This window comes from Nitratireductor sp. StC3 (genome assembly GCF_003015025.1).
Classification (GTDB): Bacteria; Pseudomonadota; Alphaproteobacteria; order Rhizobiales; family Rhizobiaceae; genus Mangrovimarina; species Mangrovimarina alexandrii.
Genome location: NZ_PYBP01000002.1, coordinates 261613 through 287570, shown reverse-complemented (window position 1 = coordinate 287570; position 25958 = coordinate 261613). Strand labels below are relative to the sequence as shown.

At 65.4% G+C, this 25958-nt stretch carries 23 protein-coding genes; 7 read left to right on the top strand and 16 right to left on the bottom strand.

Annotated elements, in window-relative coordinates:
- Nucleotides 1-32: 32 nt before the first annotated feature.
- From C7T96_RS05860 to C7T96_RS05840, 5 genes are all read right to left on the bottom strand, one after another.
- On the bottom strand, nt 33-3197 hold the full coding sequence (locus C7T96_RS05860; protein ID WP_106570241.1) for an efflux RND transporter permease subunit: 3165 nt from the start codon (nt 3195-3197) through the stop codon (nt 33-35).
- Between the two features lie 10 nt (nt 3198-3207).
- A complete protein-coding gene (locus C7T96_RS05855; protein WP_106570240.1) occupies nt 3208-4347 on the bottom strand; it encodes an efflux RND transporter periplasmic adaptor subunit in 1140 nt (379 codons plus the stop codon).
- A gap of 193 nt (nt 4348-4540) precedes the next feature.
- The gene (locus C7T96_RS05850) at nt 4541-5134 is read right to left on the bottom strand and encodes a hypothetical protein (RefSeq protein WP_245414072.1); all 594 of its coding nucleotides are present in this window, start codon (nt 5132-5134) and stop codon (nt 4541-4543) included.
- Between the two features lie 14 nt (nt 5135-5148).
- Nucleotides 5149-7425: a molybdopterin cofactor-binding domain-containing protein gene (locus tag C7T96_RS05845; protein ID WP_106570238.1), complete on the bottom strand. Its 2277-nt coding sequence runs from the start codon at nt 7423-7425 to the stop codon at nt 5149-5151.
- Between the two features lie 3 nt (nt 7426-7428).
- Entirely contained in the window at nt 7429-7893 is a 465-nt protein-coding gene (locus C7T96_RS05840; RefSeq protein ID WP_106570237.1) for a (2Fe-2S)-binding protein, read from the bottom strand.
- A 125-nt stretch (nt 7894-8018) separates the two neighbouring features.
- Between C7T96_RS05840 and C7T96_RS05835 the strand changes: the two genes are divergently transcribed.
- Complete coding sequence (locus tag C7T96_RS05835; protein ID WP_245414071.1) at nt 8019-8627, top strand: TetR/AcrR family transcriptional regulator; 609 nt, start codon at nt 8019-8021, stop codon at nt 8625-8627.
- On the opposite strand, the gene C7T96_RS05830 is transcribed toward C7T96_RS05835, so the two are convergent.
- Nucleotides 8618-9745: a patatin-like phospholipase family protein gene (locus C7T96_RS05830; RefSeq protein WP_106570517.1), complete on the bottom strand. Its 1128-nt coding sequence runs from the start codon at nt 9743-9745 to the stop codon at nt 8618-8620. The genes C7T96_RS05835 and C7T96_RS05830 overlap by 10 nt on opposite strands.
- 37 nt (nt 9746-9782) lie before the next feature.
- The gene (locus tag C7T96_RS05825) at nt 9783-10574 is read right to left on the bottom strand and encodes a 3-hydroxybutyrate dehydrogenase (RefSeq protein WP_280951717.1); all 792 of its coding nucleotides are present in this window, start codon (nt 10572-10574) and stop codon (nt 9783-9785) included.
- Nucleotides 10575-10788: 214 nt separating this feature from the next.
- Here C7T96_RS05825 and ispG point away from each other — a divergent pair, with 214 nt between their 5' ends.
- Nucleotides 10789-12042, top strand: coding sequence for a flavodoxin-dependent (E)-4-hydroxy-3-methylbut-2-enyl-diphosphate synthase (ispG, locus tag C7T96_RS05820; RefSeq protein WP_106570234.1), 1254 nt, complete (start codon nt 10789-10791; stop codon nt 12040-12042).
- An 18-nt stretch (nt 12043-12060) separates the two neighbouring features.
- On the opposite strand, the gene C7T96_RS05815 is transcribed toward ispG, so the two are convergent.
- Nucleotides 12061-14586: a response regulator gene (locus C7T96_RS05815; RefSeq protein ID WP_245414070.1), complete on the bottom strand. Its 2526-nt coding sequence runs from the start codon at nt 14584-14586 to the stop codon at nt 12061-12063.
- 175 nt (nt 14587-14761) lie between these two features.
- Complete coding sequence (locus C7T96_RS05810) at nt 14762-15679, bottom strand: polyprenyl synthetase family protein (RefSeq protein ID WP_106570233.1); 918 nt, start codon at nt 15677-15679, stop codon at nt 14762-14764.
- Nucleotides 15680-15838: 159 nt separating this feature from the next.
- Here C7T96_RS05810 and mtgA point away from each other — a divergent pair, with 159 nt between their 5' ends.
- The 3 genes from mtgA (at nt 15839) to C7T96_RS05795 (ending at nt 17444) form a co-directional block, all read left to right on the top strand.
- Nucleotides 15839-16540, top strand: a complete 702-nt coding sequence (gene mtgA / locus C7T96_RS05805) for a monofunctional biosynthetic peptidoglycan transglycosylase (RefSeq protein ID WP_106570232.1) — start codon at nt 15839-15841, stop codon at nt 16538-16540.
- A gap of 167 nt (nt 16541-16707) precedes the next feature.
- Nucleotides 16708-16890, top strand: a complete 183-nt coding sequence (gene rpmF, locus C7T96_RS05800; protein WP_106570231.1) for a 50S ribosomal protein L32 — start codon at nt 16708-16710, stop codon at nt 16888-16890.
- Nucleotides 16891-17042: 152 nt separating this feature from the next.
- Entirely contained in the window at nt 17043-17444 is a 402-nt protein-coding gene (locus tag C7T96_RS05795) for a hypothetical protein (protein WP_106570230.1), read from the top strand.
- 190 nt (nt 17445-17634) lie between these two features.
- Here C7T96_RS05795 and ppk2 read toward each other — a convergent pair whose 3' ends face one another.
- The 7 genes from ppk2 to phaR form a co-directional block, all read right to left on the bottom strand.
- Entirely contained in the window at nt 17635-18423 is a 789-nt protein-coding gene (gene ppk2 / locus C7T96_RS05790) for a polyphosphate kinase 2 (RefSeq protein WP_106570229.1), read from the bottom strand.
- Nucleotides 18424-18460: 37 nt separating this feature from the next.
- Nucleotides 18461-19156 carry a DUF47 family protein gene (locus C7T96_RS05785; protein ID WP_106570515.1) on the bottom strand — a complete coding sequence of 232 codons (696 nt, stop codon included), beginning with the start codon at nt 19154-19156 and terminating at the stop codon, nt 18461-18463.
- Nucleotides 19157-19273: 117 nt separating this feature from the next.
- The gene (locus C7T96_RS05780; RefSeq protein ID WP_106570228.1) at nt 19274-20314 is read right to left on the bottom strand and encodes an inorganic phosphate transporter; all 1041 of its coding nucleotides are present in this window, start codon (nt 20312-20314) and stop codon (nt 19274-19276) included.
- A 66-nt stretch (nt 20315-20380) separates the two neighbouring features.
- Complete coding sequence (locus C7T96_RS05775) at nt 20381-21937, bottom strand: CYTH and CHAD domain-containing protein (RefSeq protein ID WP_106570227.1); 1557 nt, start codon at nt 21935-21937, stop codon at nt 20381-20383.
- Nucleotides 21938-21953: 16 nt separating this feature from the next.
- The gene (locus C7T96_RS23825; RefSeq protein ID WP_146149144.1) at nt 21954-22259 is read right to left on the bottom strand and encodes a hypothetical protein; all 306 of its coding nucleotides are present in this window, start codon (nt 22257-22259) and stop codon (nt 21954-21956) included.
- A gap of 223 nt (nt 22260-22482) precedes the next feature.
- Nucleotides 22483-22914: a heme-binding protein gene (locus C7T96_RS05770; protein WP_106570226.1), complete on the bottom strand. Its 432-nt coding sequence runs from the start codon at nt 22912-22914 to the stop codon at nt 22483-22485.
- A 153-nt stretch (nt 22915-23067) separates the two neighbouring features.
- A complete protein-coding gene (gene phaR, locus C7T96_RS05765; protein WP_106570225.1) occupies nt 23068-23682 on the bottom strand; it encodes a polyhydroxyalkanoate synthesis repressor PhaR in 615 nt (204 codons plus the stop codon).
- A gap of 233 nt (nt 23683-23915) precedes the next feature.
- Between phaR and C7T96_RS05760 the strand changes: the two genes are divergently transcribed.
- Both C7T96_RS05760 and phbB read left to right on the top strand, forming a co-directional pair.
- Nucleotides 23916-25103: an acetyl-CoA C-acetyltransferase gene (locus tag C7T96_RS05760; RefSeq protein ID WP_106570224.1), complete on the top strand. Its 1188-nt coding sequence runs from the start codon at nt 23916-23918 to the stop codon at nt 25101-25103.
- A gap of 126 nt (nt 25104-25229) precedes the next feature.
- The gene (gene phbB, locus C7T96_RS05755; protein ID WP_106570223.1) at nt 25230-25952 is read left to right on the top strand and encodes an acetoacetyl-CoA reductase; all 723 of its coding nucleotides are present in this window, start codon (nt 25230-25232) and stop codon (nt 25950-25952) included.
- Nucleotides 25953-25958: the final 6 nt, after the last annotated feature.

Below are 25958 nucleotides of genomic sequence, written 5' to 3'. Positions count from 1 at the left end.
GCCGGCTGCGCTGCCGCAGCCGGTCGTGGCGCCTATTCCGCCGCCTTGGGATAGCCCGACGACAGGTCGACATCGGGCTTTTCGGCCGTCTGCGTATCCTTGCCGTTTCCACGGCGGCGGAAGAGCCGGTTGAGGAAAGCCGAGACCCGGGACTCGTTGCTGCGGGTGAAGATCATCAGCAGCGACGGGGTGACCACCAGCGTCAGCACGGTGGAAAAGGCGAGGCCGAAGACGATCGAACTCGACAGCGCGATCCACCATTGCGTCGACGGCGCGCCGTAGGTGGTCTCGTGGTTCATCAGTTCCAGATTGACGCCGAAGGCGATCGGCAGCACGCCGAGGATCGCCGTCACCGCCGTCAGCACGACCGGCCGCGCGCGTTCGCGGCAGGTCTGCAGCACCGCGTCGAGCTTGTCCCAGCCCTCGTGGCGCAGGCGGTCATAAGTGTCGATCAAAACGATGTTGTTGTTCACCACCACACCGGCGAGCGCGATGATGCCGATGCCGGTCATGACCACGCCGAAGGGCTGGCCCATGATCAAAAGCCCGAGCAGAACGCCGATGGTCGACATCACTACCGCCGACAGAACCAGGCCGACGGAGGTGAATTTGTTGAGCAGCGCCAGCAGCACCACGAAGATCAGGAACACGGCGGCGCCGAACGCCTTCGACAGGAATTCGCCGGCCGCCTTCTGCTCCTCGTCCTCGCCGGCGAGTTTCCAGCGGATGCCGCTGGCTTCGAGATCGGCCGCCTCGAGATTGGCGATCACTTTCTGGCGCACGGCGTCGGCCTGAACGCCCTCGCGGATGCCGGCGTCGACGATGGCGGTGCGCACGCCGTCGATGCGGGTCAGGATGCCGGTGCGCAATGCCGGCTCGCGTTTGACGAAATTGGAGATCGGGACCGAGCCCTGGGCTGTCTCCACCCGCAACTGGTCGAGCGTGGCGAGCGTGCGCCGGTCCTCCGGCAGCCTCAGGCGGATGTCGACGGCATCGTCGGCGCCGGCCGGCCGGTAGTCCGACAATTTCAAGCCGGTGGTGACGAGCTGGACCACGGTGCCGACCGAGCCCGGACCGATGCCGTATTGCGCCGCCTTGGTGCGGTCGACCTGAATCTCCCAGTCGATGCCCGGCGGCGGCAAGCCGTCGCCGATGTCGATCACGTCGGGCACGGTCGTCAGCATGGCGGCCGTCTCGCGCGCGACCTCGTCGAGCCCGGAGGGATCGTTGGCGGAAAGCTGGATCTGGATCGCCTTGCCGGTCGGCGGTCCGGCGTCGGGCACGGAGACCTCGATCTCGGCGCCGGGTATGCCGGTCATGGCGACGCGCAAATCTTCCAGGATGGCGCTTGCCGGCTTGCGCTCGCGCCAGTCGAGGAATTCATACTGGATGACGCCGACCACGTCCTCGTCGATCTCCGCACCGCCGCCGCGCACGCTGCCGACACGGGTATAGACGGTCTCGATGCCGGGCCAGCCGAGGATGCGCTCCTCGGCCTGGCGCACCAGCGCGTCCTGCTCCTCGAGCGAGAGATTGCCGCGTGCATGCACGTAGAGAAGGCCGTATTCCGGTTCGACATTGGGGAAGAACTCGACCCCCTTGCCATAGGTGGCGTAGGCGTAGGGCACGGCGACCAGCGCGGCGAGCGAGACGAAGGTGACGATGAACGGGTGGCGCACGGCACGCCGCACGAAGCGCATGTACCAGCCGTCGCGATGCTCCTCCTCGATCACCGGCTTGGCGAACAGCGCGCCGAGCGCGGGCGTGAAGACCAGCGCGTAGATCAGCGACGACGACAGCGTGACGATCAGCGTGATCGGCATGAATTTCATGAATTCGCCGACGATGCCGGGCCAGAACAAAAGCGGCGAGAAGGCGGCCACGCGCGTCGACGTCGCCGCCACGACCGGGCCGGCCATGCGCTTGGCGGCGAGCGAGAACGCCTCGGTCTTGGGCATGCCCTCGGTCATGCGCCGCTCGGCGAACTCGGTCACGATGATGGCGTCGTCGACCAGCATGCCGACGGCCAGGATCAGCGAGAACAGCACGACGATGTTGACGGTGTAGCCGGCCAGCGACAGCCACATGATGCCCATCAGGAAGGAGGCCGGGATGGCCAGGCCGATCAGCATCGAGGCGCGGCCCGACAGCGCGTACAATATGACCACGAAGACCAGGATGACGGCGGTCAGGACGCTGTTTTCGAGGTCGCCGAGAAGCTGGCGGATGACGGTCGATTTGTCCTGGCTGAAGGACACCGTCGCGCCTTCGGGCAGGATCTCCTGGAACTGGGTGGCGACCGCCTTAACCTTGTCGACCGTCTCGACCAGATTGGCGCCGGTGCGCTTGGACACCTCGATGGCGATCGCCGGGCGCCCGTCGAGCCGGGTGATCGTCTCGGCGTCCTTGAAGGTGGAGCGGATGGTGGCGAGATCGCGGGCGCGCACGACCGCATCGCGATCGGCGACGATCGGCAGATTGGCCACATCCTCCACCGTCTCGATCAGCGACGGCACCTTGACGGCGTATCGGCCCTCGTCGCCCTGCAGCGCACCGGCGGCGACCAGCGAGTTGTTGGCGTTGACGGCGGCGATCAGCTGGTCGAGCCGCAGCCCGTAGGACGACAGCTTGACCGGGTCGATGATGACCTCGACCAAATCGTCGCGCGCGCCGCGCAAGGCCGCGTCGAGCACGCCGGTGACTTCCTCAATGCGGTCGCGCAGTTCGCGCGCGGCCGCCGTCAGCGCCCGTTCGGGCACGTCGCCCGACAAGGTCACGACGAGGACGGGAAACTCGGAGACGTTGACCTCGTTGACGCTCGGTTCGTCGACCCCCTGCGGCAGGTCCTGTTCGGCGTCGGAGACCTTGTTGCGCACGTCCTCGAGCGCCTTGTCGAGGTCGGCGCCGGCCTGAAACTCGACCACCACATTGCCGCCGCCCTGATAGGCGCTGGACCGCATCTCCTTGATGCCGCTGATCGATTTCAGCCGCGTTTCCACGGGGCGCAAAAGCAGGCGTTCGGCATCCTCCGGCGAGATGCCCTGGTAGGTCATGCTGACATAGATGATCGGGATCTGGACGTCCGGCTCGGCTTCCTTGGGAATGGCCTGATAGGCCATGGTGCCGGCCACCAGGAAGAACAGCAGGATCGATATCGTCAGTCGCGCATTGCGGATGGCGTAGTCGACGATGCCCATGGCGCAGCCGTCAGTTGACCGAGCCGGCCAGCTGGCCGACCAGGCGCTTGACCGTTTCGGCGTCGGCTTCGACGGCGTTGACCTCGTCGCCCGTCTTCACCAGATCCTGACCGGCGACGATGATGCGCGCGTCGTCGGGAATGCCGCCCAGAACCAGGCCCTGCGGCGTGTCGTCGATCAGATCGATCGGCACGAAATCGACGATATTCTGCGGCGTGACGGTGCGCACGCCGAGATCGCCGGTTTCCGACAGGGTGACGACGGAGCGCGGCAGGAACACCGATTGCACCTTGTCGGCGCGCAGGCTGATCTCGGCGGTCATGCCGGCCGGAATCTCCAATTGCGGGTTGGCGATCGCGATCTCGACGCGAAAGGTGCGCGTCTGGGGCGAGGCCTCGCGGCTGATATAGCGCAGCGTGCCTTCCAGGCTCCGGCCGTTGACCAGCCTCACCGTGGCGGTGTTGCCGATCTCGAGTTCGGCGAGGTCGTGTTCGCTGACTTGGCCGACGGCCAGGATCGGATCGAGGCTGAGCACGGTCGCGATCTCAGCCCCCTGCAGGATGGCGCTGCCCTTTTCCACCGCGACGCGGTCGACAAGGCCGGCGAACGGGGCGCGGACCGTATTGCGGGCGAGTTCGGCTTCCGCCCCTTCCAATTGCGAGCGGGCCTGCGCCAACGCGGTTTGCGCGCCGTCGAGACGGAGCTTTGCCATGTTGCCGGACTTGGCCAGCCGCTCGGCGGCCTCGGCCTCGGCCTCGCGCTGGGCAAGCATGGCCTTGGCCATGTCGACGGCGGCGACCTTGCCCTCGGCGTCGAGACGCATGATCAGGTCGCCCGCGTCGACGGGACTGCCCTTTTCGACCGGCAGTTCGGAAACGATGCCGCCGACGCGGGCGGCGAGCCTTGTGCGCTTGTTGGCTTCCGTCGTTCCGGAGACGCGGATGGTGCGGGCGTGCATGGTGCGTGGCGGCACGACAACGGCCACCGTGCGCAAAGGCGTCTCGACGGCGGGCTTGTTGTCCTCGGCCGGCTGGCTCTCGCGTTCGGGGATCGCGCTGCCGACCGAGCTGAATTCACCCGTCAGAATCCAGCCCGCCGTCGCGGCGAGCACGATGACAGCAGCCAGCTTGTGGTATTTAATTCTCGGCATGCGTGGTTCCCGCGCAAACGTTCCGCCATTGGCGCGCCGGGCGTTGTGGCGCTGGGCTCATGTGGTCCTTGAAGCGGCCAGGTTCAATCGGCGAGGGATATCCACCTTCTCCCGGCGGCGGTTGTGTACCGCAATTGTTCCCTCGAAAAAAGACACTTTGTCGTCAGGTCCGGCCACAGGCGGGTATGGCCGGTCACCCGGCCGGGCAGGGCGCGCCGGCCGCCGCCCAGCGTTCGATGGCCCTGAACGTGTCTTCGGCCGACCCCGGCGCCGGTTCGCGCCCCGGTCCCGGGTTCCAGCCCCAGCCGACCAGCGGGTCGTCGCGAACATGGGCCGCAATGTCCTCGAGCGTGCGTGCGCCATTGCGCTCGGGATCCTTGATCTGGGCGCAGATCTCGGCCGAGGATTTTTGCCACCAGGCCATCTCCGCCGGCGCGAGAGGCCATAGGGGTGCGCCGGGTGGCCCATGCAACTTGCTGGAATTGCTTGAGAAATGACACGAGTTGCAGCGCAGGGCGGCATTGCCGAAACCGGAGCCGTCCTCGCCTCGCGTGATGTTGAAGGCGTGGAGGCGGGTGGCGCCGTAATGCGGACCGGACCAGCGCGGATAGGCATCCTCGACATGGCAATTGGCGCAGCGCGGATGCGACAGGACGGCGACGATCCCGTCCCATTCGGCCAGGCCCTTTTCGCGATCGACGGCGATCGCATCGTCGTCGACGGCCGGCGCATCCTGCGCGTGGACGGGGCTTGCCGCCAGCACCGCGATGACAGCTGCTGTCAGCAATCTCGCCAAAACGGTCATGCGAAATCGACCTCGCGGGAAAGCGGCAGCGAGCGAATGCGCTTGCCGGTCAGGGCGAAGACGGCGTTGGCGAGCGCCGGCACGGCCGGCGGCGTGCCGATTTCGCCGACGCCGCCCATCTTGTGGTAATTCTGCAGGATCGCGACCTCGAAAGCCGGGCACTGGTGGATGCGCATGGCGTCGTAATCGTGAAAATTCGACTGTTCGGCCATGCCGTCGGCAAAGGTGATTTCCTGGCCGATCGCCGAGGATAGGCCGAAGATCGCGCCGGAGGTCAATTGCGCCTCGATGATGCCGGGATCGAGCGCGGTGCCGACATCGGCGACGATCCAAACCTTTTCGATGCGGATGCCGGCGTCGGTTTCCGCGACCTCGACGACCTCCGCCACCCAACTGCCGAAGGAAAGCGTGAAGGCGAAACCCTTGGCGCGACCGGCGGGAAGCGTTTCGCTCCACTTGGACAGCTCTGCCGCCTTCTCGACCACTTTGACGGCGGCCGGATGGTCGGCCATCAGCTTCAGCCGCATCTCGACCGGGTCGAGCCCGCCGGCAGCCGCCAGCTCGTCGAGGAAGGATTCGTGGAAATAGCCGTTGAAGGAATTGCCGACCGAACGCCAGAAACCGACCGGCACGCCGGTATCGGCCTTGACCGCCGCCACCCGGTAGTCGGGGATGGTGTAGGGCTGGTCGAACGCGCCTTCGGCGATCGTCTTGTCCGGTCCGAGCGGCGAGAGCGAGGGGAAGGTCCGTCGCAAAGTGCTGGCGATCGTCGACGGCGAGGCGATCTTCATGTCGACCGCTTCGGGCAGGCCGTCGGCGCCGAGGCGGGCGCGGAACCGTCCCATCGCCGCCGGGCGGTAGGTGTCGTGGCGGATGTCCTCCTCGCGCGTCCAGATGACCTTGACCGGCCGGCCGCCGGTTTCCTTGGCGAGCAGGGCGGCGAACATGGAATAGTCCATCTCGCCGCGCCTGCCGAAGCCACCGCCCATGAAGGTGGTGTGGACGCGGGTGTTTTCGGTGTCGACGCCGGCCATGGCGGCGCAGAGCTGGCGGGTAAGGGTCGGCATCTGGTTCGGCGACCAGACCTCCAGCAACCCGTCCTTCAGCCGCGCGGTCGCGTTCATCGGCTCCATGCAGGCATGGGCCAGGAAGGGCACCTCGTATTCGGCCTCCACCACCCTGTCCTGGGGCGCATCGGCAAAGGCGGTGTCGACATCGCCGTCGTCGCGCAGCGCATCGCCGGCCTCGGCCGCCAGCGCCTCGCGCAGAAAGGCCGACATCGCGGCGCTGTCTTGCGGATAGTCGGCTTCGCCCCATTCGACCTCGATCGCCTCGGCGGCGCGGAAGGCGGCCCAGGTGTTTTCGGCGATGACGCCGAAACCATGGCCGTAGCTGGTGTCGATCGGCACGATCTTGACGATTCCGGGCATTTTTTCGGCCTCGGAAAAATCGGCCTTGGCCGGCTCGGCCCAGAAACGCGGGCTCATCCTGACCGTGCCGTAGAGCATGTCGGGCAGGCTGACATCGACGCCGAAGATCGGCGCGCCGGTTACCTTGGCGCGCATGTCGGTGCGTTGCTGCGCCTTGCCGAGCAGGCGCCAGTCGGCCGGCTGTTTGAGGCGCACATCGGAAGGCGGGTCCAGGCGCGCGGCATCGGCCGCGACCTCGCCATAGGAAAGCGTGCGGCCCGTCGCCTCGTGGGTGATCGTGGCATCGGCGGTCGCAAGCGTGCCGATTTCCACGTCCAGCCTCGCGGCGGCGGCGGCCAGCAGCATCTGCCGGGCGGCGGCGCCGGCGGTGCGCATTTTGTCGAACCCGTCGCGCACCGACGTCGAGCCTCCAGTGCCCTGGAGGCCGAGAAACTTGCCGAATGCACCCATGCCGCCGCGCATCAGCTCGGCGACCACGCCCTCTTCGAAAAACGGAAACGGTCCGCCCTCGGCCAGCATCTCGGAATTGTAATAGGCGTAAGAGGCCGGGCCGTGTTCGACGGTGACGGCGTCGAGATCGACGTCGAGCTCTTCGGCCACCAAAGCGGCCAGCGTCGTGGCCACGCCCTGGCCCATCTCGGCGCGCGGCGCGATCACCGTGATGGCATTGTCGGCGCCGATCATCACATAGGGATTGAACGTTGTCTCGCCTTCGGCGAGTTCGTCCTCCAGCGGGTTGGGATAGGGGCGGCGATAGACATAATACCCGACGGCCACCCCGCCGGCGACGGCGGCCGCGCCGATCAGGAAGGTGCGCCGGGCGATCTTTCCGAGAGAGGCCATGGCTCAGGCTCCCGTTCTGGCTTTTTCGGCGGCCGCGCGCTTGATCGCGGCACGAATGCGCGGATAGGTGCCGCACCGGCACAGATTGCCGGCCATCGCGTTGTCGATGTCGTCGTCGGTCGGGTCCGGTATCTCCTCCAGAAGCGCATGGGCGCTGACGATTTGCCCGGCCTGACAATAACCGCATTGCGGCACCTGTTCGTCGAGCCATGCCTGTTGCACGACGGAAAGCCCGTCCGCTCCGGCCAGCCCCTCGATCGTCACCACGTCGCCTTCCACCATGCCGACCGGCAGCGCGCAGGAACGCACCGGCGTGCCGTCGACAAGCACGGTGCAGGCGCCGCAGGCGGCGATGCCGCAGCCGAATTTAGGGCCCGTGATACCGGCGAGGTCGCGCAACGCCCACAGCAGCGGCATGTCCGGGTCGGCGTCGATATCGATCGGGTTTCCGTTGACGGTGAGGCGCATGGGGATACCCTTCGTTGTCATCCAGTGCCTTTCGGGTCTCGCCGGGGCGAGGCCGTCGTTGGACATACTGACATTTTCTGTTATTTTGTCAATCAACTTGAATGCAGGGGCTTTTGAGCATTGCCGTGAAGCAGGATTTGAAGACCGTCGCGCCGGGGGCGGACGAGGCGCGTCGCGACCGTATCGTCGAGGGCGCGATCAAGGTGTTTCTGGCCTATGGTTTCCAGCGCACCACCATGGACGACATCGCGCGCGCGGCGGATCTGTCGCGGCCGGCGCTTTATCTCGACTTCAAGAACAAGGGCGACATCTACCGGGCGATCGCCGCGCGCAAATTCGCCGAATCGACCCGCGCGCTGGAACAGGCTCTGGCCGGCGGCGGCGATATCGAGGCCAGGCTGATGGACGGTCTGGACAAGAGCCTGTTTTCGATGATGCGGGTGTTTTTCGAAGCGCCGCACGGTGCGGAAATCCTCGACGCCAAGAACAGTCTGGCAGCCGATGAAATGGCCGCATGGCGCGACCGCTTCCTCGCCATCGTGGCCGCTGCGCTTGCCGCGGAGGCGGCCGCGCGCGCGGTCGATCTCGGCGCGCGCGGCTTTTCGCCGGAGACGCTGGCCGCGCTCCTTCTCGATGGGATCGAAGGCATGAAGGCGCGCGCGGCGGGGCCGCAGGAATGGGAACCGGCGGCGCGCCGGCTGGTGCGGCTGGTCGGTCTCGCCCTTCAGCCCTGATCGCGCATGGTCGCCGGTTTCGGGCGTCCGGCCAGAAACTCGCGGACCCGCCGGCCGAGGGCGTGTGGGCGCCCGTGCGGCCGCTTGTCGAGTTCCTCCTCGATCGGCAGGGTCTGGCGCACGCCGACGGCGTCGAAATTCTCGTCCAGCCAGTCCTGGGCGGCGGAGCGGCCGAGATCGCGTAGATATTCCAGGAACGCCCATTCGGCATTGACCTTGGAGGCGGCCGTCAGGCCCTTCAGCGCCTCGTCGGCGTCGATGCGGTGCATGCGGATGTCGCGATAGTCGCCATGGCCGAGCCTGCCGGCGGCGATCAGCTTTTTGACGAACGCGATCGCGCGGAACTCGCTCAACAGCGCGGCATTGAAGGTAATCTCGTCGATCCGGTTCTGGATTTCGGTCGCGGTGACGGGGGTGGTCTCGCGGGCGACCGGATTGATCTGAACAAGAAGCAGGTCTTCGACCCGATTCGCCTCGAAGAAGGGATAAAGGGCCGGATTGCCGCCGTAACCGCCGTCCCAATAGGGTGTGCCGTCGATGGTCACCGCCTGGAACATCTGCGGCAGGCAGGCCGAGGCCATCACCACGTCGAGTGACAGATCGGCGGTGGAAAACACTTTCAGCTTGCCGGTATGGACATTGGTGGCGGATACGAAGAGTTGAATCGCGTCGCAGGCGCGCACGCGGTCGAAATCGATTTCGTGTTCGACCACGTCGCGCAGCGGGTTGATGTTGAGCGGGTTGGCGGCATAGGGCGACAGGGTGCGCGACATGGCTTCGAACCAGAGATAGCCGGGCGTGTTTTCCACCGACCAATTGCCGAGCGCCACGTCCCAGGGCATGCGCTGGACAGGGCTGAAGCGGCCCTTGCGGGCGACCGAACGCCAAAAGTCGTGCAGCTTGGCGCGCGCGCCGTCGGCACCGCCCCTGACCCAACCGTCGGCGAGCGCGACGGCGTTCATCGCGCCCGCGCTGGTACCGGAGATCGCGGCGATGTCGAGCCGGCCGTCTTCGAGCAGGCAGTCGAGCACGCCCCAGCTGAACGCGCCGTGCGAGCCGCCGCCCTGAAGCGCGACATTGACCGTCTTGCGGTTTGCTCCGCCGCCTTTTCCAGCCATCATTGCAACTCTCGTTAGCGCCAGCGCAGGGCCGGCCTCACGCGGCCGTCCAGCCGCCGTCGACCGAAATATGCGTGCCGGTAATCTGGGCCGCGGCGTCGGAGGCGAGGAAGGCGGCGGTCGCGGCGATCTGCTCGACCGTGGCGAATTCCTTGGTCGGCTGCCTGTCGAGCATGACCTCGCGCACGACGGTCTCGCGGTCCATGGCGTGCGCCTTCATCTGATCGGGAATCTGCGCCTCGACCAGCGGGGTCAGAACATAGCCGGGACAGATCGCGTTGCAGGTGATCTTGTGCGTGGCGAGTTCGAGCGCCACCGTCTTGGTCAGGCCCATGATCCCGTGCTTGGCCGACACATAGGCCGATTTGAAGGGCGAGGCGACGAGGCCGTGCGCGGAGGCGATATTGACGATGCGCCCGGTGCCGGCCCTCTTCATCAGCGGCACGGCGGCGGCGATGGTGTGGAAGGCCGAGGACAGGTTGATGGCGATGATCGCGTCCCATTTTTCCGGCGCGAAATCCTCGACCGGAGCCACATGCTGGATGCCGGCATTGTTGACGAGGACGTCGACCGTGCCGAAGCGCTCGGCGGCGGCCGCGATCAGCGCCCGGCACCGGTCCGGCTTCGACATGTCGGCCTGGATGTACACCACCTCGCCCGCATGGTTTTGCGACAGCTCGGCGGCGAGTGCGTGATCGCGACTGTCGTCGGTGTAGGAATTCAGCACCACGTTGAGGCCGTCGGCGGCGAACCGTTCGGCGATGGCGAGGCCGATGCCGGACGTGGAGCCGGTGACGAGGGCGGTCTTGCGCTGGCTCATGGGCGAAATCTCCTTGCGTGCTCGATCGAGATCATCTTCTCGTGCGTCATGCTGCGATGCATTAGCAAACTTTGTGCAATGCACAAATGGCAAGCTTCCGATGGCATTTCCAGTCGCCAGGCATCACGATTTTCGTGATAAGGATGTTTTGAGGACGCGGTTGACATCGCCGTGCCGCTTCGCCAACTCGGCACCAACGGTAATTCCACATGGGAGCCCGGCCATGACCGGCTATCTTTCCGCCCCGCTGCCGCGCCGCCGATCGGTCGGCGTCACGGTCGGATCCGTCCTGGTCGGCGGCGAGGCGCCGGTCGTGGTCCAGTCGATGACCAATACAGACACCGCCGACGTCGACGCGACCGTCGCCCAGGTGGCCGCGCTGCACCGCGCCGGTTCGGAGCTGGTGCGCATCACCGTCGACCGCGACGAAAGTGCTGCCGCGGTCCCGAAAATCCGCGACCGGCTCGCGCGCCTGGGCATCGAGGTGCCGCTGATCGGCGACTTCCACTATATCGGCCACAAGCTGCTCGCGGATCATCCGGGCTGCGCCGAGGCGCTGGCGAAGTACCGCATCAATCCCGGCAATGTCGGCTTCAAGGAGAAGCGGGACCGCCAGTTCGCCGATATCGTCGAAATGGCGATCCGGTTCGACAAGCCGGTGCGGATCGGCGTCAATTGGGGCTCGCTGGACCAGGAATTGCTGACCCGGCTGATGGACGAAAACCAGCAAGCCGGCTCGCCGCGGACGGCGGCCGAAGTCACGCGCGAGGCCATCGTGCAGTCGGCGCTGCTGTCGGCCGAACTGGCCGAGGAGATCGGGCTCGGGCGCGACAGGATCATTCTGTCCGCCAAGGTGAGCCAGGTCCAGGATCTCGTCGCCGTCTACGCGGAGCTGGCGCGGCGCTCGGACCACGCGCTGCATCTGGGCCTGACCGAGGCCGGCATGGGCACCAAGGGAGTGGTGGCCTCGTCGGCCGCCATGGGCCTGCTTTTGCAGCAGGGGATCGGCGACACGATCCGCATTTCGCTGACCCCGGAGCCGGGCGGCGACCGCACGCGCGAGGTTCAGGTGGCGCAGGAACTCCTGCAGACGATGGGCTTCAGGCAGTTCGTGCCGGTGGTGGCGGCCTGTCCGGGCTGCGGCCGCACGACGTCGACCGTGTTTCAGGAACTGGCGCAGAAGATCGAGGGCGACCTGCGCCGCAACATGCCGGTGTGGCGCGACAAATATCCCGGCGTCGAAGAGCTGAAGGTGGCGGTGATGGGATGCATCGTCAACGGACCCGGCGAGTCCAAACACGCCGATATCGGCATCTCGCTTCCGGGGACGGGCGAGATGCCGGCGGCGCCCGTGTTCATCGACGGCCGCAAGGCGGCGACCCTGCGCGGCCCGGCGATCGCGGCCGAGTTCGAAAAGATGGTCGCCGACTATGTCGAACGCCGGTTCGGGCGCGCCGGCGCGGACGCGGCCGAATGAGGCGACCGGCCCGTCGCGTCAGGCGGTGCGGGCCATGTCGCCGCCGCGCAGCCAGGTCTCGATCTTGATCGAAAGCTTGTTCGGCGACACCGGCTTGGACAGATAATCGTCCATGCCGGCATCCAGGCATTTGTCGCGATCGCCCTTCAGCGCATGGGCGGTGATGCCGATGATCGGCGTATGCTCTCCCGTTTCGGCCTCGGCCCTGCGAATGGTTCGCGTCGCCTCCAGGCCGTTCACCTCCGGCATCGAGACGTCCATCAGCACGATCCTGGGCCGCAACGACCGGTGCATCTCGACGGCCATTCGACCATTGGAGGCGATGCGGTAGGACAGGTCGAGACCGTCGAGTATCTGCCGGAAAACCAGCTGGTTGACTTCGTTGTCCTCGGCCACCAGCACGTCCAGATGCGGAGGTTTGCGCAACGAGGCCGCCGAGATGCGGCGTTCGAGCGTCTGCCCGGGCGCGGCGCGTTCGCGAGAGGTCGGCGCGTCCGGCGCGTGATCGGATGCGGCGGCGGCCGCGCGTGCGGATTGCAGCACGGCCACGATCGCTTCCAGCAGCGCGGAGGAGCGGGCCGGCTTCGGCAATTGCGCGGCGATGCCGCATTCGGTGGCGAGTCGGCTGACATCGGACTGATCGACCGAGGTCAGGAGCAGCATCGGGATCGCGGCGGTGGCCGGATCGGCCGAGACCGCGCGCGCGGTCTCGACGCCGTTCATGCCCGGCATCTGGTAGTCGAGGACAACGCAGTCGACCCGCGCGCCGAGTTCCGCCGCCCGCTTGAGGAAGACGAGTCCGGTTTCGCCGTTTTCGACGGCCGCGCATTCGAAACCCCAACTGTGCATCTGCTCGGACAGAATGTCCCGATTGATCGGGTTGTCGTCGACGATCAGGACACGAGCTCCCGAGACGTCGTAGGGCACGGGTTTGCTGCCGGTGTCGGTCTCGTCGACCGGCAGGTGGACGGTGAAGCGGAAGACCGATCCCTTGCCGAGCACGCTTTCGGCCGCGATGTCGCCATCCATCAGCTCGACGAGGCGCGAGGCGATTGCGAGGCCGAGGCCGGTGCCCTCGTGCTTGCGCGTCGAGGAGGCGTCGACCTGGGCGAATTTGTCGAAGACGCTGGCGAGCTTGGCCTCGGGAATGCCGATACCGGTATCCTCCACGCGCACGGTGACCGTCGCGATCCCCTTTTCGACGGTACCCGACACGTCGATCAGCACGTGGCCCTTTTCGGTGAATTTCACCGCGTTGCCGACGAGATTGGTGACGATCTGGCGGAAGCGGCCGACATCGCCGGTGACGGAGGCCGGCAAATGCGGATCGACCCGCACGATCAATTCGAGATCCTTTTCCGCGACCCGGGCCGAAACCAGCGTGGCGACGTCCTCGATCGCCTCGCCGAGGCGGAAGGGCGCCGGGTCGAGCTCGAGCTGGCCCGCGTCGATCTTGGAGAAATCGAGGATGTCGTTGATGATCGTCAGAAGCGCGCCGCCCGATTTCAAGATCACGTCGACGAACATCGCCTGGCGCTTGTCGAGTTCCGAGCGCGACAACAGTTCCGCCATGCCCAGCACGCCGTTCATCGGCGTGCGGATCTCGTGACTCATATTGGCCAGGAATTCGGACTTGGCCCGGTCGGCGGATTCGGCCCGTTCGAGCGCGGCCTCAATCGATTCGTGGGCTTCTTGCAGATTTTCGTGCGTGGTGGCCACCTTGAGCATCATCGGATCGAGCACGCGAAGGCCGACCAGCGCGCTCGCCAGAACGATGGTGAGCCCGACCAGCACCATGAACCACTGCAAGGTGGTGTAGCTGTAGGCCATATCCTCGCTCAGATCGTCCTGGATCAGCGCCAGATGCGGCTTGATGGTGCGATTGGCGAGTTGCTGCAGCTCGCGGAAGACGCGCTGCGCGCTCGGTGTCGTGTAGTCGGCGAAAATCTCCAGACGGTTGGCCAACGTCAGCACCTGGCGGATTTCCGCTTTCAATGAGATGCCGGTGCCCCTGTCGTCCCAGACCTGGCGCACGGCCAGCGGAGCCCGCAGGCCCGAAATCGCGTCGAACACGGTGTTGATGTGTTCCAGTGCCACCTGGTCCGCGCCGTCGCCTTCGGCGATGGCGATGCGCCGGCTTTCGAGCATCCCGCGCTCGGCGCCGGACGATTTTTCCAAGGTGTCGTAGGCCTGCTCGAGCCGCGCGAGGGCCGCCGTCAACTCGGCATGAACGGCGTTGACGTCGGCCGGTCCGGCCGCCCCGAGCGGTGCCGGGCCGGCGAGGGATGTCGTGGAGGCGGTGGCGCGATCGGCCGTCTGCGACCGCTGATTGGCGCTCAGATGTTCCAGACGCAGCGACTGGTAGATGACGTCGCTGGTCGCTTCGGCCATATAGCTGATCACGGCGCCGAACTTGACGTCGATCTTGGCGTTTTCGAGCTTCCACAAGATGAAGCCGGTCCCGGTTGCAACTGCCAGGACGAAGCTGATCAAGACCATATAGAGGCGCCCGCGCATATAGGCGCGCGTTATCATCGAGGACATTGACGCATCCAACCTCGTACTCGAACAGATGTGTCAAATTGAATGCGTTGAATTAAATTCAGCTTAACGCTGTGCCGCAGGGCCACTGCAACCCCGGGTGGACATGTGGACGACTGCGGCTGGCGTCATCGGCTTGCTGCGCCGGACCGTGCGAACCGTCTTTGCCGGAGGCGGACTAGGATGTGCGCTCGGCGACGAAGCGCGCGGCCGCCTTCAGCATCGCGGCGTCGGCGCCGAACGGCTCCAGCAGCGCCTCGGCCTGCGCGATCAACCCGTCGAGCTGGCGGCGCGCCCAGGCCGGCCCGTTGAGGCCGACAAGCGTCGCCTTGCCGGCGCCGGCGTCCTTGCCGGCGGCCTTGCCCAAGGTTGCCGCGTCGGAGGTCAGATCGAGCAGGTCGTCGGCGAGCTGGAAGGCGAGGCCGATGGCCGCGCCGAACTCGGACAGGCGCTCGCGCTCGGTTGCACTCGCGCCGGCAACGACGGCGCCCGCCTCGCAGGCATAACGCAGCAGCGCGCCGGTCTTCATCGCCTGCAGCGTGATTACCCCTTGCTCGTCGGGCGGGTTGGCGGCGGCGGCCAGGTCGAGCATCTGTCCGCCGACCATGCCGCCTATGCCGGCGGCCCGGGCCAGCCCCTGCACCAGAGCCAGGCGCGCCGGAGGAGCCAGCGCGAAATCGCCGCTTGCCAGAATGTCGAAGGCAACTGTCAGCAGCGCGTCGCCGGCCAGGATGGCGGTCGCTTCGTCAAAAGCCCGATGCACGGTCGGTTGGCCCCGCCGCAGATCGTCGTCGTCCATCGCCGGCAGGTCGTCGTGGATCAGCGAATAGCAGTGCACGCATTCGAGCGCGGCGCCGACATGGCTTGCCGCCTCTGGCGCGGCGCCGAACAGGGCCGCGCTTTCCATGACCAGAAAGGGGCGCAGGCGCTTGCCGCCATTGAAGACGCCGTGCCGGATCGCGGCCATCAGCCGTGGCGGCCGCACGATTTCGCCGGTGCGGACACGATCGTCGAAAAGCCCGCGCAAGACAGCCTCGACGGTCTCGGCACGCATGGCCAGCGTCTGTTCGAAAAGGGCGGAAAGCTCGGTCGTCATGGTGTTGCGATGGCGACAATTTCGCCTGCGGTCAAGTCCGCCGGCCGTGGCAACCCGGCCGGCGGACACGCGTTGCATGGATGGTAGCGCCGATTTATGTGCGCTAGAGAACATGGGTCCGGCCCGTATCCGGGCAAGCGGCCGCTGGCGGAGACGCGCATGACACGGCGCAAAAGGCGCAAATCGGGAGGGGCGAAGTGGCTGCGGCGCGTGGTCGCGGCCTGTGTGGCGGTCGCGCTGCTGCCGCTGGCGCTGTCGGTGTTTTATGTCTGGCCCGCCGTCCATCCGGTTTCGACCCTGATGGTGCGGGACCTGGTGACGGGCACACCCTATCAGCGGCGCTGGGTGCGGATCGGCGAGATGGCACCGGTTCTGGTCCACTCGGTGATGATGTCGGAGGACGGGCAGTTCTGCTCGCATCGGGGTATCGACTGGGGCGAACTCAACGTGGTCATCGACGATGCCTTGTCGGGCGAACCGACGCGCGGGGCGTCCACGATCCCCATGCAGACGGTGAAGAACCTGTTCTTGTGGCACGGACGCTCACTGCTGAGAAAGGCGATCGAGGCGCCGCTGGCGCTGGTCTTTGATGCCATCGTGCCGAAGAAGCGCATCATGGAGATCTATCTCAACATCGTCGAATGGGGCCCGGGCATCTACGGCGCCGAGGCGGCCGCCCAACACCATTTCAACCGCTCGGCCGCCACGCTGACGCGTCGACAGTCGGCCCTTCTCGCCGTCACCCTGCCCAATCCGGCCAAGCGGAACCCAGCCAAGCCCGGCAAGGGGCTGAACCGACTCGCCGGGATCATCGAAAAGCGTGCGGCCGGCGCCGGCGATTATGTCGGATGCGTGCGCTAGGGCGCGGGCGGGTCGTGACGCCGGGCGTGAAAAAAAGTGACAGTCTCGACTGGTCAAACGCCCCGGCAGCGTGTATAGGCACGCGACTTTCCAGATGTTGACCTGTCGAGACACGGTCCTTTCCTGAAGGGCGCGGCGGGCATTGATTTGAGTGATGGAGCAGGTCCATGGCTGTACCGAAACGAAAAACGTCGCCGTCGAAGCGCGGCATGCGTCGCGCCGCCGACGCGCTCAAGGCGCCGACCTATGTCGAGGATCGCAATTCCGGCGAACTGCGGCGCCCGCATCATATCGACCTGAAGACCGGCATGTATCGCGGTCGTCAGGTGCTGGAGCCCAAGGAAAGCTGAGGCTTTTCTTTCGCACCGCATGTCGAAGACCGGCTCCGGCCGGTCTTTTTGCGTTTATGCGGGTGCAGGCGGGTAACGTTGCGGCACCATCGTCTTGACGTGGCGCGCTTCTTGGTGAAACCAGAAGTTCCTTGCCGCAACGGAGCCGCGCCATGCTGGGCATCGTCCCCCTGCTGATCATTCCCTTCATTCTCTACAATCTCGGCCTTGCCGGCATGTTCGGCGGCGGCGCCGATCCCTGGGCGCAGGAAATCTTCTCGCTCGCCATGATGTCGGGCGGCGTCTTTGCCATGACGCTCGGCGACCTGATGATCGTGATCGGCTTGGTGTTCTTGTTCCTGGAGATCATGAAGTCGACCCGCACCTCGAACGCGTCGGTGGTCGACCATCTCTTGTCCACCTTCGTCTTCGTCGCCTTTCTGGTCGAATTCCTGCTGGTGCGCGGCGCCGCGCACTCGGTGTTCTTCATCCTGATGGTGATTACGCTGGTCGATCTGATCGCCGGGTTTTCGGTGTCGATCCGCTCGGCCGGCCGCGACGTCAGCTTTCACTAGATCCGTTCTGCTTTTCGCGGATACGCAGACCGGCTCCACCTTATTGTCCCAACGCGTTTTTGAACGGCGAACCGGCTTCCACTTCGCCTGGGAACGCTATAGCGGCACGCCGGCCAATCGGCTTGCGTTTGCCGCGCACGGCATGCGTCGCTGTTTCAGCGAACACCGAGGGTCGGTACGGCCTCGATCATTACCGGGCAATCGCGCCGCTTTGGAGGTGCCTTGCGTCATAGGCGAAGACGATTTCCGGATCCGGTCTGGCTGCGTGCTCGTCCCGGTCGGGACATTCGGCCAGCGACATGAGATGACGGATCACATTGAGGCGTGCGCGTTTCTTGTCATCGGCCTGCACCACATACCAGGGCGTGATCTCGTTGTGGGTGCGCTCGAACATCTCGTCGCGGGCGGCGCTGTAATCGTCCCAGTGCTTGATCGCGACTTTGTCGATCGGACTGATCTTCCACTGCTTGAGTGGATCGACGCGACGGTCCCTGAGCCGGCGCTTCTGCTCCTTTTTTGAGATATCCAGGTAATATTTGAACAGCTGGACGCCGTCATCCACCAGCATCTGCTCGAAGGGCAGTACGGATTTCAGGAAATCCTGAACCTGGTCGTCGCTGCAATAGCCCATGACGCGCTCGACGCCGGCGCGGTTGTACCAGCTGCGGTTCATCAGCACCATTTCCTGGGTTGACGGCAAATGCGGCACGTAGCGCTGGAAGTACCAGGAATGGCGGTCTCGGTCGGACGGCTTGCCGAGCGCAACGACCCGTGTTTCCCGCGGGCTTAGATGCTGGGTGATGCGCTTGATGACGCCGTCCTTGCCTGCCGCATCGCGACCCTCGAACAAGATGAGGATCTGAAGGTCGTTCTTGATCAGATGTCGCTGCAGCTTGACCAGTTCGACCTGAAGCCGTCTCAGGGTCTCCTTGTAGCGGCCGGCGTCGGGATTTTCGTTTTTCCTGGCTTTCTCGCTCATCCGTCGAACCCCTTGCTATGTAGCTGCGCCGCGTCTCTCAGCCTGACTTGACGACGATGTCGTGCAAGACATCGCCGGCATGCGCCATGTGGTCGGACGCGTTGGAGAGGTGCCGGTAGACCTCGCGACGCTTCAACGCTTCCAAGACAAAGGACAGTCCCTGGACGACCGCGCCGCACGCCACCCGATCCATCGGTTCGAGCAAAAGCCCCAAGTCTTCTCCCGGTTGCTTGCGCCGTTCCGCCAGTTCTCGCGCATATTGTTGCGGATCGAACAGTTCGGCGATGGCCCTGCGATAGATTTTTTCGGCCCGGCGTTCGGTCTTTCGGACGGCGTCGGCGTCGCGTTCCGCCTCGGAGGGGCGCGATTTCAACCTGCCGAATCCCGATTGCAACGCCGTGGCGCCCTGGTGCAGAAACCGCGCCATCTCGAGCATGCGCGCGTCCGGCTCGATCCCGAGGATCTCCATCTCGCGCACCGTGGTCTTGGCGTAGTTGAGCCCGTCGTCGATGGCGGTGATCGCCCGGTGGATATCCTCACGGTCGAACGGGGTCGAAAAGGAACGATGAAGCACGTCGATGTTTCGTGCCTTGAGTTTGTCGCCTTCGTGCTCGAGCCGGCGCACTTCTGTCGCCCTGACCTCGTCGCCGGTCTCCATGAAGGCGACGAGCTCGGCGGTTGCGCGCACGGCGAGAGCGGACTGATCATCGAGCAGACCGTAAAAATCTGGCATGCGGGGAAACATCGCGTTCAAGAGCCGCGAAAATCGCGATGTCGATGTGGCGGGCTTCGCTTTTGTGTCATTTTCCATCAAATTTTGCCTCTCCAGGCCATGCGCGGCTTCGTTTTTCTAGAAATTTCGCGCGAAAAACTGGATCAGGACGTAGAATCCGATCGATACGGCGGCCGCCCCCGGCATGGTGACAAGCCAAGTGCCGACGATGTGCTGGGCCGTGCCCCAGCGTACGGATTTCGGCCGTTCCGAGACGCCGATGCCCATGATGGCGGTGCTGACCACCTGCGTGGTCGATACCGGCCCGCCGATGGCGGAAGCGGCCAGGATCACGCCGCTCGACGCCAGCTGGGCATCGAGCGCATGGATCGGCCGCACCTTGTAGATGCCGAAACCCAGCGTGCGCACGATCCGCCATCCCCCCGCGAGCGTGCCCAGCGCGATCGCCGTCGCGCTGACCAGGATAACCCACAAAGGCACGCGGAATTCGGCATTGACGCCGCCGAGCACCAGCAGCATGGCGATGATGCCCATGCCTTTTTGCGCGTCGTTGGTGCCGTGGGAAAAGGCCAGCGCGGCCGTGGTCAGCCATTGAATGCCACGGAGAAACCGGTTGACGCCAGGGCGCGCGCCGCGCAAGGCGAAACTCATGATCCAATGGGTCACCCAGCCAAGGAGGAAGCCGAGGACCGGCGAGACGAGGAGGGCGCCCAAAACCTTGGTGACACCGGTCAGTTGCCCGCGCGCCATGGCGGAAAACCCCCAGACGACGTAGTCCGGCCCGGCCGCGACGACGACGGCGCCGACGAGACCGCCGACGAGCGCCTGCGACGACGATGCCGGCAGGCCGAACCACCAGGTGACCAGGTTCCACGCGACGGCGCCCGCAAGCCCGGCAAGCACGACCGTCAGCGAGGCGGCGGTCTCCAGGTCGGTCACGTCGACGAAATTGCCGATTGTGTTGGCGACGGCCGTGCCGCCGAGGAGGGGTCCGAGAAAGGTGAACGCGCAGACGAGTATCGCCGCCTGGATGGGCGTTGTGGCCCGCGACGCCACGATTGTCGCCAACATGTTGGCGGCGTCCTGCAAACCGTTCGTATAGTCGTACACGAGCACGATAAGCACGCCGACGATCATCAGGGCCACGACCGCGCTCATCGGTCGGCGAGCGGTTTTTTCGCGTAAGCCTGGAATGCTGTGCCTCGACCGACCATCTTCACGCCCTCATCCGCCATGCCAGAACGGTTCGGTGCGCAGGAAGCCCGTCATGGTCTCGACCAGGCGTTCCTTGGCCGCGATCGCGGCATGGCGATGCCAGCCGACGGTCAGGCCGCCTGCGTGAACCCAGGCCGGAGGCGTTCGATCGCCGCCGGTGAGAGCCAGGTCGCGAAGGAGCGTGTCCGCAGCCGCGACATCGTTCAGATATCCAAGCCCGTCCTGGAGGCCGGCAAGATGCTTGCGATAGGCCTTCACCTGCTTTTTCGAATAGAGACCCTCGAAAAAGTCCACCGCATAGCGCAGTTTCTTGACCGCGAGGCGCAGTTCGTGAAGCGCGGCGCCGGATAGGTTTGCGATATCCCGCCCCCGCCTTCGCACGCTCCGGTCCCGCTTCTGCAGCAGTTGCACGCAATGGGCGCCGATCGGATCGAGAAGGCGCGTCGTGCGTTCCGTAACCGGCTGGTCGCGCCAGGCCTGGCCGGAGAGCCAGGCGCTGAGGTGCAACAAGAACTCGGTGTACCTCTCGGTTCCGATGGCATCGCGCGCGCGCCGGCGGCTGCGCCGCCTTGCCTGCTCGACGGCCGCCGTCAGCGTATCGAAGCCGCATTCCGCACCGTAAAGCCGCGCCACGGGCGCCAGGAATTCATTGCTGAAGACATCCCAGGCACGCGCCTCAGACAGTTCGCCCGTCAGCCACTTCGCTTCGCGGGCGGCCCAGCCATACTGATCCTCCGGAAGGGTAGATTTGAAAAGCCGCAGCGCGGCGCGCATCCGCCTGAGCGCAACACGCATCTGGTGTACGCCCTCGGTGTCGTCGGTAGCCAGCGTGGCGGCTTCGTTGGCCTGCAAATGATCGAGGCAGTGCTGAACCAGCTCGGTCAGGACCTGCTCGACGGTCGCATCCCTGGCGAGTTTGACCTTGACATATTTGCGCGGTCGAGGCCCGTCCCCGGTCAAAAGCGCGTAGCCGCGCGAGGCTTTGCTCGGCGCCGCAAGCCGAAAGGGGATCGCCTTGCCGATTTCGGAAGCGAGTTCGAATATCCGTTCGGGGGCACCGGTTTCGAGCTCCAACTCGAATTCGCCGATCGGTTCGGAGGCGTCGCCAGCCAGGATGTCGCCAACGTCGATATCGATCGAGGCCGTGCTGCCGTCTTCGAATTTGAGGGTTCGCGAGCGGCGCAGAACGTCCGTGCGAAAGACGGGCTGCAAATGCTCGATTCCGACGCGCTTTATCCGGCGCCGAAGGCCCTTGTTCTCGATAACCGAAATGGCAGGGGCCTGGCTCGGGACCGGGCCTTCCCACTCCGTCCGCACCAGAATGCCACCCAGTTTCTTGTGCGCCTGCTTGACGCACTGCACATAGGCGCGCCCGACCTTGCGCACCCGCAGCGACAGACCCAGCCGACGCAGCGCATAATTTGGCGTGTCGAAATAGACGGTTACGAGCTTTCTCGTTGTCGTCCGCCCGACCGTGCGTCGCTCGATTGCCGGAAGGGTCTCGACCCGGTCGAGATACTCGGATCGGATCGCCCCTTTCAATTCGATTTCGCGGTTCACCGACATGGAGCGCTCGCCATCGTCAACTTGGTCGGGTCGGTGCGCCCCCGTCACGTTGCGACGAGAAACGGCGGGCGTCGTGTTCAAGGTGGGATCGGGCCTGCGCGCGGTCTATCAGCGCGAGGGTTTTTCGAAGCTCGACCGCTTCCAGGCAATGGCCTTGTCCGCGTCTTTCGAGCCTTTCCAGCTTCTCCATGAAGATCGGCGCGTAGATCGTGATGATTTGACGATTTGTGCGTTCATCCTGGAGCGTTTGCATCTGGCAGCCTCCGTGTCTTGCTCCGGTTTGTCGGTTTGCACGGCGGATCTTCGGCAGCGGCTTCGCCATTCGCGGCCGTCCGAAATCGTCCCGCCTCGGTTAAGGAGACGGCCTCGCGGACATTTTGTTACAGTTTGGCGGCCGGTCGCGATTTGCCCGGAGGCGCACGCCAGTCTCCGGCGAAGGCCGCGATCACGGCACGATTTCGCCGCAGTCCATCGAAGCTGGCCTGCCGTGGCGGTGGGCGATACGCGCGCTGCCACGGCTTTCCAATGGCCGGCGACCAGACCTCTCAGCCGCCGTCCGCGACGAGGCCGGCGGCCTCGATGCCGACGATCGCGGCGGCTTCGTCATTGTCGGACGTATCGCCGGTAACGCCCACGGCGCCGAGCACGCGGCCGGCCGCGTCGCGCATCAGAACGCCGCCGGGTACCGGAACGAGGCGGCCACCGGCAGCGTCCGACAGTGCGGCCATGAAATGAGGGCGTTCGCGCGCCATGGCGTCGATGCCGCGCGACCCCATGCCGAGCGCAAGCGCGCCCCAGGCCTTGCCGAACGCGATCTGGAAACGCATCAGCGAGGAGAGATCCTGACGCTGGAAGGCGACGAGGTGCCCGCCGGCGTCGAGCACGGCGACCGCGAGCGGTTTCAGGCCGTTTTCGGCGCCCTTGGCAAAGGCGGTCGCGATGACGGTGTTGGCGGTTTCAAGTCTGAGGTCGCTCATCGGATTCTCCCGTTTCCACGTCGACCGGTCTATTCGACCCGCAGCCGCTTCCATACGGCGCGTTCGGTCGAAATAGTTTCACCGATCGGAAGGGGATGGTGCCGGGATTGGCGATGATCGCCCGGATATCGTCGTCGTGGCGGGCGGCGCGGCTCAGCTTTTGTCCATCGAATCGATCTTGCGCTGCATGGCGGCGATCTGCTCCTTCAAATCGCGCAGATCGTCGGACGTTCCCTCGGTTTCGGGCGATGTCTGCTCGACGGTTTCGCCAGCCTCCGGCGACATGCCCGTGGGAAAGGGCGTGAACATGCGCATCGCGTTCTGGAAGATTTCCATGTTGCGGCGGGTCTGCTCCTCGATCGCCTTCATCGGCGTCGACATGCCCATCATGTCCATCGGGGTCTTGCCGATGGCATCCTTCATCTGCTCGCGAAAGCGCTCCTGCTCCTTGGCGAAGGCGTACATCGACTGTTCGAGAAAACTGGGCACGATCATCTGCATCTGGTCGCCGTAGAACGAGATCAGCTGCCGCAGGAAGGACACGGGCAGCATGTTCTGCCCGTCCTTGTTTTCCAGTTCGAAAATGATCTGTGTCAGCACGGGATGGGTGATATCCTCGCCGGACTTGGCGTCCTGGACGGTGAAATCCTCGCCGCGCTTGACCATTTCGGCCAGGTCCTCGAGCGTTACATAGGTGGACGTGCCCGTATTGTAGAGGCGGCGGTTGGCGTATTTCTTGATGATCACCGGATCGTCCTTGCCAGGCACGCGAACCTCCCAGATTGCCGAAACGATGCTTCGTCAGCGGTTACGACATGTCGCATATTTCAGGATATGCGCAAAGCCGCATCAATGAAAAGCGATTTGTGCACCGCAGGAAAGAGCGCGCGGCCAGCCCGGGCTTTCGCCAGGGCGAGGCGCCGTGCCGCGCATTTCGAATTTGACTCGCGCCAAGCTACGGGCAACAAAGTTGCGATATGCCCGCACACAGGGAGACCAGGATGTCCGCTTCGCCCTCCATCGTCATCGCCAGTGCCGCGCGCACCGCGGTCGGTTCCTTCAACGGCGCGTTCGCCACCACGCCCGCGCACGATCTGGGCGCGGTCGTGCTCAAGGAAGTGCTGGCGCGGGCCGGTGTCGAGCCGGCCGAAGTCGACGAGGTGATCCTGGGGCAGGTGCTTACGGCCGGCCAGGGCCAGAACCCCGCGCGCCAGGCCTCGATGGCGGCCGGCATGCCCAAGGAAACCAGCGCCTGGGGGCTCAACCAGGTGTGTGGATCGGGTCTGCGGGCGATTGCCGTGGGCATGCAGCAGATCGCCAGCGGCGATGCCCGGATCATCGTGGCGGGCGGCCAGGAATCGATGTCGCTGTCGCCGCATTGCCAGCATCTGCGCGCCGGCGTGAAGATGGGCGACTACGCCATGATCGACACCATGATCCGGGACGGGTTGTGGGATGCGTTCAACGGCTATCACATGGGCGTGACGGCGGAGAACGTGGCGCGCCAGTTCCAGATTTCCCGCGACGACCAGGACCAGTTCGCGCTCGCCTCGCAAAACAAGGCGGAAGCCGCCCAAAAGGCCGGCAAGTTCAAGGACGAGATCGTCGCCGTGACGATCAAGACGCGCAAGGGCGACATCGTGGTCGACGCCGACGAATATATTCGCCACGGCGCGACCATCGAGGCCATGCAGAAGCTGCGGCCGGCCTTCGACAAGGAGGGCTCCGTGACGGCCGCGAACGCGTCGGGTATCAACGACGGCGCAGCCGCGGCGCTGCTGATGAGCGAGGACGAGGCGACCCGCCGCGGCGTCAAGCCGCTGGCGCGCATCGTGTCGTGGGCGACCGCCGGCGTCGATCCCAAGGTGATGGGGACGGGACCGATCCCGGCCTCGCGCAAGGCGCTCGAACGGGCCGGCTGGAAGGCAGCGGATCTCGACCTGGTCGAGGCCAACGAGGCCTTCGCCGCACAGGCCTGCGCGGTTAACAAGGATATGGGCTGGGATCCGGACATCGTGAACGTCAACGGCGGCGCGATCGCGATCGGCCATCCGATCGGCGCCTCGGGCGCGCGCATCTTCAACACGCTGGTGCACGAGATGCAGCGGCGCGGTGCGAAGAAGGGCCTTGCCACCTTGTGCATCGGCGGCGGCATGGGGGTCGCCATGTGCGTGGAAGCGATGAACTGAGCAAACGGCAGAAAAGAGGGGGGCGGCGCGCGGGAGCGGCGGAAAAAGAGCGAAGCGGCTTCCGACCCCGCACTTCGCCAGCCGTCGTGAACCGTCAGCCTCTCCGCAGACAGGGAGGAGAACCAAATGGCCAGAACCGCGATCGTCACCGGGGGAACGCGCGGCATCGGGGCGGCAATCGCCGTCGCGCTCAAACAGGCGGGCTGCAACGTAGCGGCCAACTATGCCGGCAATGACGAGGCGGCGCAGGGCTTCAACGCCGAAACCGGCATTCCGGTCTACAAATGGTCCGTGGCCGATTACGACGCCTGCGCCGGCGGCATCGCCCAGGTCGAAGCCGATCTCGGACCGGTCGATATTCTGGTCAACAATGCCGGCATCACCCGCGACGCCCCCTTTCACAAGATGACCAGGGAACAGTGGACCGACGTCATCAACACCAATCTCAACGGCGTCTTCAACATGACCCATCCGGTCTGGAATGGCATGCGCGAGCGCAAGTTCGGCCGGGTCATCACCATCTCCTCCATCAACGGTCAGAAGGGACAGTTTGCCCAGGCCAACTATTCCGCGTCGAAGGCCGGCGATCTCGGCTTCACCAAGGCGCTGGCCCAGGAGGGCGCGCGCAACGGCATCACCGTCAACGCGATCTGCCCGGGCTATATCGGAACCGACATGGTCATGGCCGTGCCGGAGAAAGTGCGCGAGGCGATCATCGCCCAGATTCCGGTCGGCCGTCTCGGCGAAGCGGACGAGATCGCGCGCTGCGTGGTCTTTCTCGCCTCCGACGACGCCGGCTTCATCACCGGCTCGACGATCACGGCCAATGGCGGGCAATATTTCACCTGACGGATG

Excerpts from the sequence above, each read along its gene's own strand:
- C7T96_RS05860 (WP_106570241.1), bottom strand. The coding sequence starts at position 3,197 with ATGGGCATCGTCGACTACGCCATCCGCAATGCGCGACTGACGATATCG.
- C7T96_RS05855 (WP_106570240.1), bottom strand. The coding sequence starts at position 4,347 with ATGCCGAGAATTAAATACCACAAGCTGGCTGCTGTCATCGTGCTCGCC.
- C7T96_RS05845 (WP_106570238.1), bottom strand. The coding sequence starts at position 7,425 with ATGGCCTCTCTCGGAAAGATCGCCCGGCGCACCTTCCTGATCGGCGCG.
- C7T96_RS05840 (WP_106570237.1), bottom strand. The coding sequence starts at position 7,893 with ATGCGCCTCACCGTCAACGGAAACCCGATCGATATCGACGCCGACCCG.
- C7T96_RS05830 (WP_106570517.1), bottom strand. The coding sequence starts at position 9,745 with ATGGCTGGAAAAGGCGGCGGAGCAAACCGCAAGACGGTCAATGTCGCG.
- ispG (WP_106570234.1), top strand. The coding sequence starts at position 10,789 with ATGACCGGCTATCTTTCCGCCCCGCTGCCGCGCCGCCGATCGGTCGGC.
- C7T96_RS05815 (WP_245414070.1), bottom strand. The coding sequence starts at position 14,586 with ATGTCCTCGATGATAACGCGCGCCTATATGCGCGGGCGCCTCTATATG.
- C7T96_RS05810 (WP_106570233.1), bottom strand. The coding sequence starts at position 15,679 with ATGACGACCGAGCTTTCCGCCCTTTTCGAACAGACGCTGGCCATGCGT.
- mtgA (WP_106570232.1), top strand. The coding sequence starts at position 15,839 with ATGACACGGCGCAAAAGGCGCAAATCGGGAGGGGCGAAGTGGCTGCGG.
- rpmF (WP_106570231.1), top strand. The coding sequence starts at position 16,708 with ATGGCTGTACCGAAACGAAAAACGTCGCCGTCGAAGCGCGGCATGCGT.
- C7T96_RS05795 (WP_106570230.1), top strand. The coding sequence starts at position 17,043 with ATGCTGGGCATCGTCCCCCTGCTGATCATTCCCTTCATTCTCTACAAT.
- ppk2 (WP_106570229.1), bottom strand. The coding sequence starts at position 18,423 with ATGAGCGAGAAAGCCAGGAAAAACGAAAATCCCGACGCCGGCCGCTAC.
- C7T96_RS05785 (WP_106570515.1), bottom strand. The coding sequence starts at position 19,156 with ATGCCAGATTTTTACGGTCTGCTCGATGATCAGTCCGCTCTCGCCGTG.
- C7T96_RS05780 (WP_106570228.1), bottom strand. The coding sequence starts at position 20,314 with ATGAGCGCGGTCGTGGCCCTGATGATCGTCGGCGTGCTTATCGTGCTC.
- C7T96_RS05775 (WP_106570227.1), bottom strand. The coding sequence starts at position 21,937 with ATGTCGGTGAACCGCGAAATCGAATTGAAAGGGGCGATCCGATCCGAG.
- C7T96_RS23825 (WP_146149144.1), bottom strand. The coding sequence starts at position 22,259 with ATGGCGAAGCCGCTGCCGAAGATCCGCCGTGCAAACCGACAAACCGGA.
- C7T96_RS05770 (WP_106570226.1), bottom strand. The coding sequence starts at position 22,914 with ATGAGCGACCTCAGACTTGAAACCGCCAACACCGTCATCGCGACCGCC.
- C7T96_RS05760 (WP_106570224.1), top strand. The coding sequence starts at position 23,916 with ATGTCCGCTTCGCCCTCCATCGTCATCGCCAGTGCCGCGCGCACCGCG.
- phbB (WP_106570223.1), top strand. The coding sequence starts at position 25,230 with ATGGCCAGAACCGCGATCGTCACCGGGGGAACGCGCGGCATCGGGGCG.